This window comes from Streptomyces sp. NPDC048370 (assembly GCF_043200825.1).
GTDB lineage: Bacteria > Actinomycetota > Actinomycetes > Streptomycetales > Streptomycetaceae > Streptomyces.
Genome location: NZ_JBICYI010000028.1, coordinates 1 through 16,270, shown reverse-complemented (window position 1 = coordinate 16,270; position 16,270 = coordinate 1). Strand labels below are relative to the sequence as shown.

Below are 16,270 nucleotides of genomic sequence, written 5' to 3'. Positions count from 1 at the left end.
GTTCCGATCGACGCGGGCTCTGGCCGGGGCGGCATGGCACTCAGTACGGAAGTCACGCATCTAGCGCCCGTACACGGGCCTGGAGCCCGCTGCGCAACCGCTTCCGAGTGAGGCCCGACCGGGGTCCCGCCCCGTGGCCGTGCCGCGTGCGCGGAGGCCGGCCCGAAGGGCGGGACCTGGTCGGTCATCGCGGCGACCTTCGACGAGGCGGGCATCCCGGTGCTGCTGATCGGGGACTCGGCGTCGAACAACGTCTTCGGGAACAAGACGTCTTTGCCGGATACGGTGGACGAACTACTTCCGCTCGTACGCGCGGTGTCCGGGGCCGCCCGGCAGACGCTGGTGATCGCGGACCTGCCCTTCGGCTCGTACGAGGCATCCGCGGAGCAATGCTTCCACACAGCGGTGCGGTTCATGAAGGAGGCCGGCGCGCACGCGGTGAAGCTGGAGGGCGGTGAGGAGATGGTGCCCCAGGTGGAACTGCCGGCCCGCTCCGGAATCCCCGTGATGGCACACATCGGGTTCACCCCACAGGCCGAGCACAGCCTCGGCGGCTACCGGGTGCAGGGCCGGGGTGAGGATGCGCAGCGGCTGGTGTCGGCGGCGAAAGCGCTGGAGGCGGCCGGTGCGTTCGCCGTGCTGATCGAGATGGTGCCCGAGCACGTCGGCGCGGAGATCACGCGGAGCGTGGCGGTGCCCACCGTCGGCATCGGCGCGGGGAACGGGTGTGACGCGCAGGTGTTGGTCTGGCAGGACATGGCCGGCCTGAGGACGGGGCGGCTGCCGCGGTTCGTGAAGCAGTACGCCGATGTGCACGGCGTACTGCGCGAGGCGGCCCAAAACTTCGCGGCCGACGTGGCAGAGGGGACCTTCCCGGCACCGGAGCACACCTTCTGACCGGAGCGGACGGGTATAGGGGCGGGCGAGCGGCCTCCGGCCACTCGCCCGCCCCTCGTTCCAGCAGGTGTCAGCGCGGCTCGATCGCCGGCCAGGCTCGGGGGTAGGGCACGCGCAACGCCTCGGGCGCCACAGGGGTGTGGTCGGCGGCGGCGTGGAGGCGGCCGTCGCGCAGGGCTATGGCACCGCTGCGGAGCATGGTCGTGACCAGTTCGGCGGCGAGGTCTTCGGGGGTCACGTCCAGGAGGCGGGCGGCGTCGGTTAGCCAGGCACGGGCGTGGAGGTACGGGTCGACCTCGTCGGCCGGGATTCCGTCGCGGATCATCAGGGCGAACGCGAGGATCCGCCGTGCGCCGTACCAGACCGCTCCGGCCGGGTCGTCGACGAGCCGCTGGGCACGGCGCAGGGCAGCGGCGAACGCGGCTGCGGGGTCGGCGGGGATCGGGCCGTGGGAGGGGAGGATCAGGCGCGGGTCGAGGTCGGCCATCCGTTTGAGGGAGGCGAGTGCGGTGGTGGCCGCGTCAAGGCCGTCGAGGGCGAGGTTCACCCAGCCGGTGTCGTAGTCCGACAGCGCGTCGCCGACCACGAGCAGCCGCTCCTTCGGCTGCCACAACGCCACATGGCCGGGCGTGTGGCCGGGAGTACGGACCACCTCCCAGTCGGTGTCGCCGAGGCGGAGGAGCTGTCCGTCGTCAAGCGCAAGGTCGACGGTGTACGGGGCGACGGGCTGGTCGAGGTACTCGGCGGCGCAGCAGCCGGGGTCGCGGCGGGTGATCGCGTCGGCCTCTGGGGTTCCGGCGGCGATGGCGGCGCCTTGGGCCTGGAGGAGGGCGTTGCCGCCGACGTGGTCGGAGTGCCAGTGGGTGTTGACGACGAGGGCGATGTTCCCGGCGTGTGTGCGGGCCCAGGCGGCGGTCTCGTCGGCGTGGCCGACGAAGCCGGTGTCGACCAGGGCCGGTTGCCGTCCGGGCAGCAGGAGGGTGTTGGCGTCGGGGAAGGGGCGCTGCCACCACGTCAGCCACGACGGCAGGTCCGGAACGGACCGCTGGGGGCTCACTGGGCGGGCCTGTTCACGCGGATCAGGGTCTGCTGACCGTTGGCGACGAGCTTGCGGGCGCCGTCGGCCTGGACGCCGTAGACCTCCAGCTGGCAGACGGTCAGGGTGCGTCCGGGCTTGAGGACGGTGCCGATTGCTTCGAGGTGGTCGCCGGCGGCGGGCGCGAGAAGGTTGATCTTGTACTCGACGGTGAGGACCTCGGAGTCCTCGTCGGACAGGGTGAGCGCGGCGTAGCCGCCCGCGCTGTCGGCGATGGCGCTGGTGGCGCCGGCGTGGACGTAGCCGTGCTGCTGGGTCACTTCGGGGCGGACCGAAAGCACGATGTGTACCCGGCCGGGCCCGATGTGAGCGAGTCGCGCGCCAAGGTGGGACATCAGGCCCTGCCGGTCGAAGCTGTCCTGGACGCGCTTTTGCACCGCGGGGCTCGCCTGTTCCTGCCGCGTCTGGTCTTCCACGTGGGTGCTCTCCTTCGGGTCCGTGTCTAGTGGAGCGGGATGGGTTCCTCAGCGGACCAGGCGTTCCACCAGCAGGAAGGCGCCGATGGCGATCATCATGGCACCGCTGATGCGGGTGACGACTTGGGCGGCCGATGGCCGGGTGCTCAGGACCGTGCGGGCCAGGACGCCGACGGCCAGGTAGACGACGGCGCACGCGGCCAGGTGCATCGTGCTGAGCAGACCCGTCTGCGCGGCGACCGGCCAGCCCGTGGCAGGGTCAATGAACTGCGGGAACAGCGAGAAGTACAGCAGCAGCGCCTTCGGGTTCAGGCCACTGATCCCGGCCCCCTTGAGCAGTACCTGCAGCCGGGAGGCGTCCGCGTTCTCTCCTGCTGCGGCCGGCACGGCTGGCTGCCGCAGGACGCCCCAGCCCAGCCACAGCAGGTAGCCGGCACCCGCCACGGTCAGCGCGGTGAGCGCGGCCGGGGAGCTCGCCACGATCACCGCCAGGCCCGCGACGGCCACCAGCGCATAGGCCGCGTGCCCGGCGATCAGCCCGGTGACGGCCGGGACGACCGAGCGTCCCCGCACTCCGGCGGAGATCGCGTAGGCCCAGTCCGCGCCCGGAGTGAACACCAGCAGCAGGTCCACAGCCAGGAAGGCCGCCAGCGTCGTCGTATCCATCGATCGTTCCCTCTCGCACATCTTGCTCTGGAGGGAAGGCTAGGCCGGATATGCCCGAAAGTGCTTGCGTTTTTAACCCATGATCGCGTGATGTGGGGGAGAATATTCTCCATGGATGCCATGGACCGGAAGATTCTTGCCGAGCTGCAGCTCGACGGCCGCCTGACGGTCACCGAGCTGGCCGCCCGCGTGCAGCTCAGCGTCTCGCCCTGCCACCGCAGGCTGCGCGACCTCGAACGCGAGGGCGCCATCCGCGGCTACCGCGCCGTCGTCGACCCCGGCGCCATCGGCCTTCACTTCGAGGCCCTCGTCTTCGCCACCCTGCGCTGGGAGACACCCGACACCGTCACCGCCTTCGAAGAGGCCGTGGCAGCCGTCCCACACGTGCTCCAGGCACAGCGCCTGTTCGGCGAACCCGACTACCTCCTGCGAGTCGCCACCAGCGACCTTGCCGCGTTCCAGCAGCTCTACGACCAGCAGCTCGCCCGACTCCCCGGCGTTCAACGCCTGACCTCCACCCTCGTCATGAAGAACGTCATTGACGACCGCCCGCTGCCGGAGAACTAGTGCCGCATCAGCCAACGTTCGCCTCTCTGGTGGAGCACGGAGAAGTAGGACGTTCTTATGGCGTTATCGTTCGTTGAACCGTGCATGACGGATCTAGTTGAGCGGCTTGTGCCAGACGAGCTTTGGGTGCTGTTCCGACGGGTGGTGCCGCCAACAGTCGTGGCGCGTCCGCAGGGTGGTGGACGACGCCGAGCGGGTGACCGTGAAACCTTGGCGGCGATCATCTTCGTGGCGACATCGGGCTACACATGGCGGCAGTTGCCGCCGGTGTTCGGTCCTGCCTGGCCCACGGTCTACCGCCGGTTCGCCCAGTGGAGCCGGGACCGGGTCTGGGCCCGGCTCTACCGCGTGATCCTCGACGAACTCGGAGTGCGAGGCGAGCCGGACTGGTCGCGGTGCGCGATCGACTCCGTCAGCCTGCGGGCGGCAAAAGGGGGCCACTGACCGGACCGAATCCGACCGACCGCGGCAAGCTGGGATAGAAAATCCACCTGATCACCGACCGGAACGGACTGCCGCTGTCCCTGGGCATCTCCGGCGCGAACATGCACGACAGCCAGGGCCTGGAACCTCTCGTCCGCGGCATCCCGCCCATCCGCTCCCGCCGCGGGCCCCGGCGCCGGAGGCCGGCGAAGCTGCATGCGGACAAGGGCTACGACTACGACCACCTGCGCCGATGGCTTCGCTGGCGTGGCATCCGCCACCGCATCGCTCGCAAGGGCGTCGAGTCCTCGCAGCGGCTGGCCGGCATCGCTGGGTGGTCGAGCGAACCGTGTCCTGGCTGGCCGGCTGCCGAAGGCTCCACCGCCGTTACGAACGCAAGGCCGAACACTTCCTCGCCTTCGTCGGCATAGCCGCGACCCTGATCGGCTATCGCCGATTGGGCCCGCTCACGGCCTGAGCCGGTCCTGCTGCACGTCGAAGCAGACCAGCCCCATGGACTCCGCCACGGTTGTTGCGTAGGCCGATGCCTCCTCGGCCATGCTCCACCGCATGGGGAAGTAGATCAGAGGGCCGCTGGCCTCACCGATCAACGGGCCGGTTGACCAGGGCGAAGTGTCCTCCTCGTCCTCGGTGAGGTCACACCACCGCTCAAGCAGCGCAGCCACATAGGCCGCGATGCGTTCGGATGGAGGCTCTTCCACCTCGCCGTCGATGTAGCGGTCGTACAGCTCGTTGAAAACTCGGCCGGCGGTCTTGTCGTCCGCCGGCCTCTCGCCTTCCCAGACAGCAAGGTCGTAGCTCATGCCAGGACACTCTCACGTCGCTCTGACAGCCATAAGAAACGACGTCTAAAGGAAGTGATCACGATTTGCCCCCTTCAGAACGGGCGGCGGGTGGGCGTGCAAGCTTCATCACGGCGTCGTGCCCGAGCTCTCGGCTGGTGACCAGCGATTTCAGTGAGGACGCAAGCCCTGTGGCGGCTCCCGGCGCATCCGATGGCAATGCTCCTGGGGCCCCGGAAAACATGGCGTAGGACACCAAGTTCGACGAAAGTCGCATGGTGGAGGACGAAAGGCCGGGGGTGATCGTCTGCCCGATCCTCGGTTATCGCTTGACGCGTCCGCGGATGGCAAGGACAGCGAGACCGAGGAGGACGGGCTCGGTGAGGCGGGAGGCCATTTCCGTGTAGGTGCCGACGGTGGTGAGGTCCTGGCCGGAGGACCGGAAGATCACGGAATTGACCACGACACGGAAGCCCTTCTCAAAACGCTTGGTGGAGAGGCGCTCGTGCAGGGCATTGGTGGGTTTCACCGGGTCCGGTTGCTCAGTGGGCAGCCGTACCTGCTGGCCATGCACGGTGCCCACAGTCTCCGGTTTCCAGTTGTCCGCGGGCAGGCCCCAGAGCATCATCGCGAGCAGTGTGCCGGTCATCGCGAGTAGCAGCCACGCTGCGGTGCGGGTGGCGCGCAGTCCGTATCCTGATAGCGCCCAATAGGCCGCGAGAAGCGCCCGTTCGGCGCGCGGACGGTCAAGGTCGTGGCGACGCATCTCCATTTCGCCGTAGTAGAAGTCTGCGGCATCCGGCTCGTTCTTGCTGTCCTCGAATGCCTTGCGCAGTGCCCGGTAGACCGGGGCGAGCTGCGCGGGCCCCACACGTTCGGCATGCCAGGTAGCGGACAAGGGTTGGTACCAGCCCGGAACTGCGGTGGGCTGACTGGAGCGCCAGTAGTGCTCCTCTGCGATGGTTTGGCGCCGGGTGAACCGCTGAGGGCGGAGCCGCAGCCAGTGCGTGCGGTCCGGGACGGTGGCGAAGATGCAGTTGCCTTCCAGACGGATCTGGTCGAGGTGCACGATTCCCGTGAATAGGCAACGTGTCAGGTCGATGTCGGCGAGCACCAAGTGGGCTGCGTCGACCCCACGCAGAGAGACTATCCGCACGCCCGGGCCAGCTGTTTCGGTGATGAGAGCATCCGGGAGGACGGTGCCGTCGGAGAGGAAGAAGGGTGTTTGCTCGGCGGCGATGCTCAGGGGGTACTCGAAGACGGCGTGCGCGAAGTCGATGTCGGCATGACGCAGTCGCAGCGTTGCGGTTGCTGCCCAGCGAGTGCGATAACACACCACATGCCGGGCCGCGATCGACAGTGTCACCGGCCCGTTGAACCTAGCCCCCGACAGGGAGACTGTCTTCCCGCAGGCCAGGGGCCCCAACTCCCCTGCCCGCTCGAACACCGCCGAATTGAACCAGGCGTCACTGGCGAAGGTGACCAACCCGAACCAGACGGGGCCATTAAACGTAGACGAGTCAAACCGTGCGGCGCCCGCGAAGGTGGCCGACCCGAACCAGACGTCGCCCGCGAAGGTGGCCGAGTCAAACCGTGCCGCCCCCGCGAAGGTGGCCGACCCGAACAAGGCGGGGCCCGCGAAGGTGGCCGAGTCAAACCGTGCGGCGCCCGTGAAGGTGGCCGACCCGAACCAGACGTCGCCCGCGAAGGTGGCCGAGTCAAACCGTGCCGCCCCCGCGAAGGTGGCGGAGTCGAACGAGGCGGGGCCGGAAAAGGTGGTCGCGTGGAACCGTGCGACGCCGAGACGTGGGCGGTTTGTTGTGGGGTCGATCAGGGCGTTAAGCAATTGGTTGAGTAGCTGTGCGGTGAAGCTAGTGCCCCGGCAGTCGATATCGTCGCCGGCGCTCAGGCTCGCGAGGTGGGTGTCGCGGTCGAGGTCGGAGAGGTGGGCCAAGCAGGAGCGATGGGGGTCGACGGAGCGTCCGGTGCATCCGGCGCGGTCCCCGACGGTGACGCCGTCGCCGCAGTAGGGCCAGTTCGGAACGACGGGCGCTGGGGTGGAAGGCATACGGGTGAGGACATCACCTGCCTACCGACGGTTGCCAGTCGGCTCGCGCCCGCCAGGGAACCGAAGCCGGGATTCTCGGTAAGCCGGGGTTTGGCCGGGGAGGAGAAGAGACGCATCAAGGTCTTCCGATCTGGTTGAGGGTGCGGGCCGGGCTGTCCGGTCCCCCGCGCCGCCCGGGCCAGTTGCTGGGCCCGGGCGGCACGGCCGGGTGGACAGGCAAGTGACCAGGGCCGTGGCTTGCGGCAGGGCATGCGGCCGGGGAAGGTGGTGCTCTCTCGGGGCGTCGATGTGGAGATCCGCGCTGGAGAGCCGTGGCTTCTCGGGCATGACAGTTCTGCAGGCCGATCGGGGGCGCGACGACTGCGTGTGGGATGCAGCCAGCGCTGCATACCGGTCTACTCGGCGAAGGAGGCGTAGTTGCCGGTGGGGTAGACGTAGTTGGACAGCGCGCCTTCGGCCGCGACGGCGATGGCGCCGAGTCCGGCAAGCGTCGCAGCGGCCACGGTGTTGTGGTCGGCGGCCGTGGAGGCGAGCAGGGAGGCGGCCTGAGTGGCGCGTCGGGCGCCGGCGGGTGAGCCGTCCGAGTTCGTCATCGCGTCGTACGCGGCGGAGCGGATGCGGTCACGCAGACCCAAGGCGTACGCCTCGTGCGGGTCGGGTGGGAGGAGCCCGGGGGTGGCCGGCTGAGTGGTTGGCGACCTGGCGGCTGGCCCCTGGGCGGGTTCGTTAGCTGTGCTGCTTGGTCCTCTTGAGGATGTAGTCGCGGGTGACGCCGAGGACTTCGACGGCGTCGGTGCGGGCGCCGTGGTACGCGCCGTCAAGCTTGGTACCGACGGTCTTCCAGAACTCGGCTTCGGCGGCCTCGCGGAGCTTGTCGGTGTCTTCGAAGATCTTGTCCCGCTTGGCCTTGGCGGCAGCGAGGGTCTTCTTGAGGTCCTCGCGCTCCTGGTCGATGTCGTCGGATCGGGGGGTCATGGTTCTGCTCCTCGCGGTGGTGAGGCACGATGGTTTCGGCCCCCTGCTCCGGTTGGAGCGGGTTGGGAGGCCCGGGGACGGTGGGCTGAGTTTGGCGACCTGGCCGCCGTCTCCGGGGCGGAGTTACTTCGGGGTCCCGGCCATTGCGCTGCTGGCCTCGGTCCTGGCCGTCGTGCTGTGGAGCGGCTTGATGTTCTTGTCCGCGTTGCGCAGGTGATCGACGGCGCCGGCTCTGAGCGTCGTCGCCGCGGGAGGCGAACCCGGCTCCGAGCGCGCGGAGGGTCGCGAGGAACTCGGGCACGAGCTTGCTGTCGCGCAGCCCGGCCAGGACCTCGTCGATGTCGGCGCCATTGTCGATGTCGGCGCGCAGCTCTGCGATCCTCCGGGAGGTCTCGAAGGCGCTGTAGCCGTCCCAGCGGTCCGGGTCGATCAGGTCGATGAAGCTCCGGGTGACGATGCCGACCAGGGAACGGGCGCCGAGGATGGCGACCGCGTAGAGCAGGACGGCCGAGAGGTTGGCGTTCGCGAGCGACTCGGGGCCGGCATCGGTGACCCACAGTCCGAGCGTGATCAGCATGGCGGCGGTGGCGGCCGGGTCGGTGAGCTGGAGCACGCGTTACAGGGCCCGTGTGGTCAGGCGGCGGGCAGAGTTCGATGTCATGTGCTTCTCCTCTGGGGATTCAGGATGGTTCAGGCCGAGAGGTCCGGCCTGCGAGCTGAGTTGGCGACCTGGCCGGTCCCCCGCCGGACGTCGTTCCGACACGCTCATAATGCAGACCCTCATTATGCATTTCAAGACTATGCATACTTCAGGTTCGAGAGTTCGGGGCGTCGAGCTGAGGGGCGACCACGGCGTCGGCGGCTATCGGCAGCCGTCCTTGCGCAGGGTGATCCAGGGGGTGACGAGTGCGGCGGCGACGCCGACCGCCCGGTGGACGGCCTGGTCGACCTCCATGAGCGCGGTTCGGGTGAAACGGGGCGTGCGGGGCGGCCGACTCTTCGCGGAGGCTGTGGCCCTCCCGCGCTGCGCTTCCGTCCCCGGCTGGACTCAGGCCGGGGACGGCGGTGTTCAGAACGGTGGCTCGTTCCAGGCCGGGAGGGGCACGAGCCGGACACGGATGTCGCGCCGGTCGGCCCAGCAGCCGCACGCCTCCATCTCCGGGAAGGCGCCGCCATCCAGAGACATCCAGATGCGGGGCAGGGCGCCGGGGCGCACATTGGAAGAGAGCCCACAGCCTTCGCATGGAGGCGCAATGAAGCGGGGAACCAGAGGCAGTCGTGATCGTGACTGCTGGACTGCTCGTGGTGGGCGGCCAGTGTGCCTCGACCTATTGTCGGCAATCAGTGGGCCTGTGGCTCTGGCTTCGAGCGCTTCCGCGTTCTGCCCAGCGGTCGGCGACTAGCAGGCTTCCACCACGCCTAACGGTGGGAACGCCCGTCCCGGGACGACACAACGGGGAGAGATCTCATGATCCTCCAGAGGAATCCCACCCTCGATTGTCGAGCTGACGCCGCATCTTCGCCTCGCACTGGCCCCGGCACCATCGGCCTGCTCGGCCTCATACTGCTTCTCTTCATCGGTATGGCCTGCGCGGCCACCCCCGCCAGCGCATGGGCCCCCGGGGATTCGGACGGCCAGCCTGGGATTGTGGATCTGCCGCAGGTGAGCGTGTCCGATCTTGCGTACGCGTGGCAGCCGGCGACCCTCACCTTCAACAGCTCTGTTGGTGCGACGGCGCAACGCAGCCCCGCTCATTCCGGCGCCCAGGTGATCGTCGCAACTTACTTCCTCGAGCGGTGGAACGGACAGGCCTGGGTGACCATCACTCAGAAGCAGTACGTGGTCCAACTCGCGGCGAACCAGGCTGAAGTGAAGATCCCCGCGATCTATTTCCAGCCCACATCCGGCACCGGCTATTACCGAATGACGTTCGGGTTCGTCTGGATGTTGGCCGGGGCGTCGACGTTTCTCGGTACGCAGAGGTGGGTTCCTAACGGCGCCAACGACCACGCCTGCGTCACTACGCTCAGACCCTGCGAGGCCGGCGCCGACTCCGTCCGAGTCGGCAAGCTCTACCGACTGGGAGGCGGCTGGTGAGGGAAGAGAAATCGGGACCTGCCATGCTCACTGAAAGGCCGGTCATCCTTGTCATCCATTCTCGCCCAAGACTTCGGAAGCGCCTCGTCGAACAGGTTGAAGAATGGTGTGCCGGCAGTATCGAGGTCATCGGGATCCAACTCAACGAGCTCGATACTGCCTGCCGAAAACCGTGGTTCCGGCGTCTCGTATGCGCATTCTTCCAGCCCGACTTGAATCAGGCACGCATCAAGGCGAAGATTCAAGTGCGCAACGGCCGAGCGGGAGTGGAGCCGTTGCCCGAGAAGCAAGAATTTCATCAGAACTTGGATGAAGGAATCTTCCACTCTCTCGAGTCGGAGGGGAAGTTTGAACAACGGGTAGAACAGTCGTTCTTCGATTGGACTCCAGCACGCGTGAGGCTGCGACTTGAAGGACCGCATGAAACCGTGAGGGCGATCCGCCTGCGATGGTTTCTGTTGCGTCACGGGATTCCATACCAGTGGACCACTAAAGAAGACGGGCCCGACATTGCAGCCAAGGTTGGACTAGGGAAGGAATTTAACCCAACCGCCAGTAACCTATACATCGAACTGGGACTCATCAAAACCCCACCTAGATCTGACCGCAAATATGACCTGGTCATCGTGGGCGCTGGCCCTGCAGGCCTGTCCGCAGCGATCAGTGCCAGCGCTAACGCCGGCCTAAGCACGCTAGTCATCGGAGGGGAGAATCCGGGCGGCAACGCGGTTATGTCGATCAACCTGATCGAGAACTATCTGGGATTTCCTGGTGGAGTCACCGGGACGAAGCTACTCAAGCTCGCCGTTGCGCAGGCGGACCTACTGAAGGTTGACATCAGGCCCAACTGGACAGCTGCGCGGCTCAGAAAGGACCCTACGCATAGCCGTCGCTACCTGATTGATGTGAAAACCGGCAACGGAGGTGCGGTAGCGTCGGCAGCCATGGTGCTACTGGCCTGCGGACGGCAGCCTGAGTCCATTTTCAACAACCCCGGCTCCCCGGAAGCCTTAAGCGAGCAGCGGTTTACCGCAAGCGGAGAAGTCCAATATGGGATGGAAAAATGCGACGCGGTCACGGCAGCAGGGAAGAACATCGTCATTGTCGGCGGGGGAGATTCTGCGGGCCAAGCAGCATTGCTTCTCAATGCGTGCGGAGCGGAGCTCGTAACCGTTGCACCTAAAGAAGTGACCATGTCTTACCATTTGCAGGCCGCTCTCCATGGAAATGGAGGAATCGAATTCAAGAGCCCTCCGCTAACAGTCAACAAATTTATCGGAAACAACGACCACCTCACACACGTCCAGCTCTCCAGCGGGGAGGAAATTCCGGCCGCCAAAGTTTTCGTACTGGCTGGCGGCAAACCCGCCACGGACTGGCTGAATACGGAAGGCGAGGACGAGCCAGGCGACAATTTCGTCAATATCCAGCTCGATAGAGGTTTCATTCGAACGGACGCCTACCTCGACCCCAAAGGTGAACTGATGTTCGCCACCAGCGCCCCGGGAGTGTTCGCCGCAGGGGATGTGCGGGTCAAAGCGCATGGCCGCGTCGGCCAGGCTGTAGGGCAGGGCGTGGCGGCAGTTGCCTCGATGGAGCGCTATCTGAAAGACACGTGGCAGGAGGTCCTCAAGGACGAAGAAAGCCAGGCCTGGGTCTTGCGAAAGGTCATCCATGACGCGAAAGAGGCGGCAAACTAATACCTCGAAATAGCGGGCGACCGCCGGGCAATCTCCCTTATCGCCGGGCTGTGCCAATGACAGCGCGACCGCCAGTACGACGGAATGTAGACATGGGTAAATCAGACTCGAAATCTGGCGGCCTCTATTGGCGGAGAGCATTTGTTCCGCAGCGGTCGTATTCCGGTCGACGTGCGTACGTGCGGGGACGGCTGATGCGGGGCGTCGTCAGACCTCTCTGTGTACGCCAACCCCAAGATCGGCAACCAGGGCAGCAGCGTCCGAAACGGCGACATCGAAGGCTGAGACCTCCACGCGGGCGGCGGACCTGACCCGGACTCTTGAGCCCGGATCTGCGCGACGCCCCGCAGTGTCAGGCACGTGTAGAACTCGCAGCAGCAATGGGGCGACCCGGACATGGGGCCTCGACGCGCGCGGCGTCGTCTTGCAGACTGTCCGTCGCGGCCTTAGGGGTGGTGATCGCCCGTCGACTTCAGTGAGAAGGACACGAATCACGCAGAGGCCGCCCAGCCGACGGGTTAACAGTCAAATTGAGGAGAAGGAGGTATTCGTGACACCTCTGGAGATCGAGTCGTTGGCCATGACGGGCGCGACAACCATCGTGGCCGCGATGGCCACCGATGCATGGACCACCGCCCGGAACCGCGTCGTGGCACTCTTCCACCGCCGCAGCCCAGATCTGCAGGCCCAAATCGAGGCGCAACTGGACGCCAACTCGGCCTTGGTCGCCCAGGACCAGAATGTCGAGCGCTCCCGCAGCGCACTGATCGGACTGTGGCAGCTGGAGCTGCAAAGGCTTCTGACCGCGCACCCCGACGCGGCCGGCGACCTGAGCACGCAAACGGCTGAGATCCAGTCTGAACTGCCAGCGGCGCTGCAGGAGTGGGTACAGCACAACACCGCCCGCGACCACGGCGTGGTCAACGCCGTGCAGCACGGCACCCAGCACGTCCAATACATGGACTCCCCACTGGCCCGGCGCGCGGTGGGCCTGGCGCCCGAAGAGACGAACTGACCGTGGACTTACCGGGCGCCCCGCAAGACAGCGTCGTGTACACCCAGTTCATCACGGCCACGGGCGGCGGTCGGGTGAATGCGGTGCAGCACGGGGACCAGTACAACTACATCTACCGCGGCTCCCCGCCGTACCGCGTGGAGCCTTTCCCCGTCGCTGCCCCGGCCGCGGTGCCCGCCCGGCTGGCCCGTGTGCCCAGCCGGTTGCTGACGGCACGCCACCAGGTGGTTCCATTCTTCCCTCCCCCGGAGTTGGCGCTTCTGGAGTCCTGGCGCGAGGACCCGTCGCCGGGCCTGTCGGTACGCCTTGTGCACGCCGAGGGCGGGTCGGGCAAGAGCCGCCTGGCCGCCGAGTTCGCCGCACGGTCGGCCCAGGACGGGTGGGCTGTGGCGCTGGCGCGCCACCACAGTGAGGTCGCCTCGGCCGGCGGTGGAGACGAGGCTCTGACCGTGCGTGCCCCGGGCTTGGTGATGGTCGTGGACTATGCCGAGCGGTGGCCGTTGGAAGACCTGATCACCTTGGTTCGCCATCACCGTGACGCCGCCCGTGACCGACTTCGAATCCTGCTGCTGTCCCGCCCCGCCGGAACCTGGTGGCAGGGCTTGGCGCACCAGTTCGCGAAGCTCGACATCCTCGACGTCGAGGCCGTACGGCTTGAGGCGCTCCCGGACGCCCCGGGCGTGCGTTCCGACATGTACATCGCGGCCCGCGACCGGTTCGCCGAGGTTCTTGCCTTCGGCGACCCTGCTCGGATCGGCGTGCCCGATCGCCTCGACGACCCGGTGTTCGGCCTGACCTTGACCGTGCACATGCGCGCGTTGGTCGACGTGGACGCCGCCTCCCGCGAGCAGGTGCCCCGACCGGCAGCGGCCAGGCGAGCCTTTCGTCGTATCTACTGGACCGTGAACACGACTATTGGCGTTCCGCCCACGACCAGGGAATCGGTCCCGTGCGCGCGACCGAGCAGGACATGGGCCGGGCCGTGTACGTGGCCACTCTCGCCCGCTCCCTTTCGCCCACCGATGCCGCAGAGGCCCTGGCCCGCGCAGGTGTCGCCGACACCGCGGCGGCCGGTGGGCAACTGGTAGAGGACCACAGCCGCTGTTACCCGCCTACAGAACCCGGACTGGCACTCGACCCCCTCGCTCCCGACCGCCTCGGCGAGGACTACCTGGCTCTCACACTGCCCGGTCACGAGGAAGAGTTCGGATACCACGCCACCGACGCCTGGGCCTTCGACGCACCCGCCAGGCTCCTCGCGCCCATGGACAAGGACGGCGGGCCGGCCGCGTACACCCGCCAAGCCCTGTCCGTCATGATCGAAGCAGCCCACCGCTGGCCCCACCTGACCACGCGGCACCTCGACCCTCTCCTTCGCCGGAACCCCGAACTCGCTCTGGCAGGAGGCAGCGCCGCTCTGACTCGCCTGGCCGACCTGACGACGCTCGATGACTCCGTCCTCGAAGCCATCGAGCCCCACCTGCCCGACCACGCCCACATCGACCTGGACCTCGGCGCGGCTGCCGTCACCGCCCGCCTCACCGAACACCGCCTGACCGCGACCACTGACCCGGCGGCTCGAGCCGCCCTGCACTCCAACGTCAGCAAGCGCTACGGCTACGCAGGCCTGCACCGGCAGGCCCTCGACTCGGCCCGGCAAGCTGCGGACCTCTTCGGCGGGTTGGCCGCGGCCGACCCCGTCGCCTACCTGCCTGAACTCGGGATGTCGCTCGGCTATCTGAGTCATCGGCTCTCGGAGGTGGGTCGGCGGGAGGAGGCCGTGGCACCGGTGCGGGAGGCGGTCGGCATATTTCGTGAGCTGGCGAAAGCCGACCCCGCCGCCCACCTGCCTGTACTGGCAAGTTGGCTGAGTCACCTCGGTCTGGCCTTGTCAGCAGCGGGCCAGCGGGAGGAGGCCGTTGCACCTTCTCGGGAGGCGGCCGGGATCCTCAGTGACCTGGTGAAAGCCAACCCCGCCGCTCACACGATCAGGCTCGCCGGAGCGCTGAACAACCTCAGCATCCAGCTCGCAGAGGCGGGCCGACGGGAGGAATCTCTGGCAGCGATCCAGGGGATAGTCGACATCTTCGCCGAGTTGGCGAAGAACAGCCCTGCCACCTACCTGCCTGCACGCGCTACGACGCTGACCAACCTCGGCAACAGTTTCTCAGCGGTGGGTCGATGGGAGGAGGCTTTGGCGCCGACTCAGCAGGCGGTGGCGATCCGCCGGGATTTAGCGAAGGCCAACCCTGGCGCCTACCTGGCCGACCTCGCCGCGTCCCTAACCAATCTGGGCATTCTCCTCGCGAACCTGGGGCGGCGGGAGGAGGCCGTGGCACCGCTTCAGGAGGCGGCCGGGATCTTCCGTGAACTGGTGAAAGCCAACCCTGCCGCCCATACCATCGGACTCGCCGGGGCGCTGAGCAGCCTCGGCCGCAGTCTCGCGGAGGTGGGCCGACGGGAGGAGGCCGTGGTACCAGCTCGGGAGGCGGCCGACATCGTCCGTGAACTGGTGAAGGGCAACCCCGCCGCCTACCTACCCAGCCTCGCGGCTGCGCTGGACTTCCTGGGCCTACGGCTTTGGGAAGTGGGCCGGCGGGACGAGGCCGTGGCGATGGCTCAGGAGGCGGCCGGCATAGTCCGTAGGTTGGTGAAGGCCAACCGCGCCGCCCACCTGCCCACTCTCGCAGGGGCGCTGAACAACCTCAGCGTCCAGCTGACAGCGGCGGGCCAGCAGAAGCAGGCTTTGCCGCCGGCCCGGGAGGCGACCGGGATCTTCCGCGAGCTCGAGAAGACCAACCCCGCCGCGTACAAGCATGAACTCGCCGGAGCGCTGAACAACCTCGGCCGCACCCTCGCGGAGGTGGGCCGACGGGAGGAGGCCGTAACAGCGGCTCGGGAGGCGGCCCGCCTCTACCGTGAGCTGGCGAAGGCCAACCCCGCTGCCCACATGCCCAACTTCGCCATGACGCTGAGTAACCTCGGCTCATGGCTCTGGTCGGTGAATCGAAACAAGGAGGCTCTGTCGCCGACTGAGGAGGCGGTGGCAATCCGCCGCGAGTTGGCGAAGGCCAACCCCGCCGTGCACCTGCCCGATCTCGCCGGCGCGCTGAACAACCTGAGCGTGCAGTTGTCGGCGATGGGGCGACAGAAGGAGGCCGTGGCACCGGCCCAGGAGTCGGCCCGCCTCTTTCGCGAGTCGGCGAGAGCCAACCCCGCTGTCCACCTGTCCAACCTCGCCATGGCGCTGGACAACCTGGGCGTCCAGCTGTCGGCGGTGGGCCGGAGGAAGGAGGCTTTGGCACCAGCTCAGGAGGCGGTGGCGATCCGCAACGAGTTGGCGAAGGCCAACCCCGCCAAGTCTTGGGGATCCCGGCTCTGGCGCCGAATAGGAGGTCGCTGAATACCCATGGCTCGAACGGATGCTCATCGCCCGTGCGGCGGTGGGGGGCTAAAGGGTGTTGCAGAAGCTTGGGCGTCGGCAGGCCAAAGCGGCGTCTGACCTGCTGCTTCAGCGTGTCATGGCGAGGTTGTGCATGGTGGCGA

General features: G+C 67.4%; 14 protein-coding genes and 1 pseudogene. 8 read left to right on the top strand and 7 right to left on the bottom strand.

The genetic code is table 11. From position 1 onward, the window contains the following. Positions 1–219: 219 nt before the first annotated feature. The gene (gene panB, locus ACGFYP_RS34490; RefSeq protein ID WP_393502039.1) at positions 220–897 is read left to right on the top strand and encodes a 3-methyl-2-oxobutanoate hydroxymethyltransferase; all 678 of its coding nucleotides are present in this window, start codon (positions 220–222) and stop codon (positions 895–897) included. A gap of 70 nt (positions 898–967) precedes the next feature. Here the strand turns inward: panB and ACGFYP_RS34485 are convergent, their stop codons facing one another. Genes ACGFYP_RS34485 through ACGFYP_RS34475 form a run of 3 tightly spaced genes read right to left on the bottom strand, consistent with a single transcriptional unit; the run spans position 968 to position 3,075 of the window. After that, entirely contained in the window at positions 968–1,954 is a 987-nt protein-coding gene (locus ACGFYP_RS34485) for an MBL fold metallo-hydrolase (RefSeq protein ID WP_393502038.1), read from the bottom strand. After that, entirely contained in the window at positions 1,951–2,409 is a 459-nt protein-coding gene (locus tag ACGFYP_RS34480; protein ID WP_393502037.1) for a PaaI family thioesterase, read from the bottom strand. The genes ACGFYP_RS34485 and ACGFYP_RS34480 overlap by 4 nt, the downstream gene beginning before the upstream one ends. A gap of 48 nt (positions 2,410–2,457) precedes the next feature. Then, positions 2,458–3,075, bottom strand: a complete 618-nt coding sequence (locus ACGFYP_RS34475) for a LysE family translocator (RefSeq protein WP_393502035.1) — start codon at positions 3,073–3,075, stop codon at positions 2,458–2,460. A gap of 111 nt (positions 3,076–3,186) precedes the next feature. On the opposite strand from ACGFYP_RS34475, the gene ACGFYP_RS34470 reads away from it, so the two are divergent. Together ACGFYP_RS34470 and ACGFYP_RS34465 are read left to right on the top strand one after the other, a co-directional pair. After that, the gene (locus ACGFYP_RS34470; RefSeq protein ID WP_393502034.1) at positions 3,187–3,642 is read left to right on the top strand and encodes an Lrp/AsnC family transcriptional regulator; all 456 of its coding nucleotides are present in this window, start codon (positions 3,187–3,189) and stop codon (positions 3,640–3,642) included. Positions 3,643–3,726: 84 nt separating this feature from the next. Then, positions 3,727–4,543, top strand: a pseudogene (locus ACGFYP_RS34465) (IS5 family transposase). On the opposite strand, the gene ACGFYP_RS34460 reads toward ACGFYP_RS34465, so the two are convergent. The 4 genes from ACGFYP_RS34460 to ACGFYP_RS34445 form a co-directional block, all read right to left on the bottom strand. Beyond that, positions 4,533–4,889, bottom strand: a complete 357-nt coding sequence (locus tag ACGFYP_RS34460; RefSeq protein WP_393502033.1) for a hypothetical protein — start codon at positions 4,887–4,889, stop codon at positions 4,533–4,535. The pseudogene ACGFYP_RS34465 and the gene ACGFYP_RS34460 overlap by 11 nt on opposite strands. 301 nt (positions 4,890–5,190) lie before the next feature. Further along, positions 5,191–6,936, bottom strand: coding sequence for a pentapeptide repeat-containing protein (locus tag ACGFYP_RS34455; RefSeq protein ID WP_393502032.1), 1,746 nt, complete (start codon positions 6,934–6,936; stop codon positions 5,191–5,193). 395 nt (positions 6,937–7,331) lie between these two features. Next, the gene (locus ACGFYP_RS34450; RefSeq protein ID WP_393502030.1) at positions 7,332–7,571 is read right to left on the bottom strand and encodes a hypothetical protein; all 240 of its coding nucleotides are present in this window, start codon (positions 7,569–7,571) and stop codon (positions 7,332–7,334) included. A gap of 91 nt (positions 7,572–7,662) precedes the next feature. After that, on the bottom strand, positions 7,663–7,911 hold the full coding sequence (locus ACGFYP_RS34445) for a hypothetical protein (RefSeq protein WP_393502028.1): 249 nt from the start codon (positions 7,909–7,911) through the stop codon (positions 7,663–7,665). 1,648 nt (positions 7,912–9,559) lie between these two features. Between ACGFYP_RS34445 and ACGFYP_RS34440 the strand changes: the two genes are divergently transcribed. From ACGFYP_RS34440 to ACGFYP_RS34420, 5 genes are all read left to right on the top strand, one after another. Continuing rightward, positions 9,560–10,009, top strand: coding sequence for a hypothetical protein (locus ACGFYP_RS34440; protein ID WP_393502026.1), 450 nt, complete (start codon positions 9,560–9,562; stop codon positions 10,007–10,009). Continuing rightward, positions 10,006–11,709, top strand: a complete 1,704-nt coding sequence (locus ACGFYP_RS34435) for an NAD(P)/FAD-dependent oxidoreductase (RefSeq protein ID WP_393502024.1) — start codon at positions 10,006–10,008, stop codon at positions 11,707–11,709. The genes ACGFYP_RS34440 and ACGFYP_RS34435 overlap by 4 nt, the downstream gene beginning before the upstream one ends. A gap of 550 nt (positions 11,710–12,259) precedes the next feature. After that, a complete protein-coding gene (locus ACGFYP_RS34430; RefSeq protein ID WP_393502022.1) occupies positions 12,260–12,724 on the top strand; it encodes a hypothetical protein in 465 nt (154 codons plus the stop codon). Positions 12,725–12,759: 35 nt separating this feature from the next. Then, complete coding sequence (locus ACGFYP_RS34425) at positions 12,760–13,812, top strand: hypothetical protein (RefSeq protein WP_393502020.1); 1,053 nt, start codon at positions 12,760–12,762, stop codon at positions 13,810–13,812. Continuing rightward, complete coding sequence (locus tag ACGFYP_RS34420) at positions 13,695–16,127, top strand: tetratricopeptide repeat protein (protein ID WP_393502041.1); 2,433 nt, start codon at positions 13,695–13,697, stop codon at positions 16,125–16,127. The genes ACGFYP_RS34425 and ACGFYP_RS34420 overlap by 118 nt, the downstream gene beginning before the upstream one ends. The last annotated feature ends 143 nt before the right edge of the window (positions 16,128–16,270 follow it).

Excerpts from the sequence above, each read along its gene's own strand:
- ACGFYP_RS34475 (WP_393502035.1), bottom strand. The coding sequence starts at position 3,075 with ATGGATACGACGACGCTGGCGGCCTTCCTGGCTGTGGACCTGCTGCTG.
- ACGFYP_RS34470 (WP_393502034.1), top strand. The coding sequence starts at position 3,187 with ATGGATGCCATGGACCGGAAGATTCTTGCCGAGCTGCAGCTCGACGGC.
- ACGFYP_RS34460 (WP_393502033.1), bottom strand. The coding sequence starts at position 4,889 with ATGAGCTACGACCTTGCTGTCTGGGAAGGCGAGAGGCCGGCGGACGAC.
- ACGFYP_RS34455 (WP_393502032.1), bottom strand. The coding sequence starts at position 6,936 with ATGCCTTCCACCCCAGCGCCCGTCGTTCCGAACTGGCCCTACTGCGGC.
- ACGFYP_RS34445 (WP_393502028.1), bottom strand. The coding sequence starts at position 7,911 with ATGACCCCCCGATCCGACGACATCGACCAGGAGCGCGAGGACCTCAAG.
- ACGFYP_RS34420 (WP_393502041.1), top strand. The coding sequence starts at position 13,695 with ATGGGCCGGGCCGTGTACGTGGCCACTCTCGCCCGCTCCCTTTCGCCC.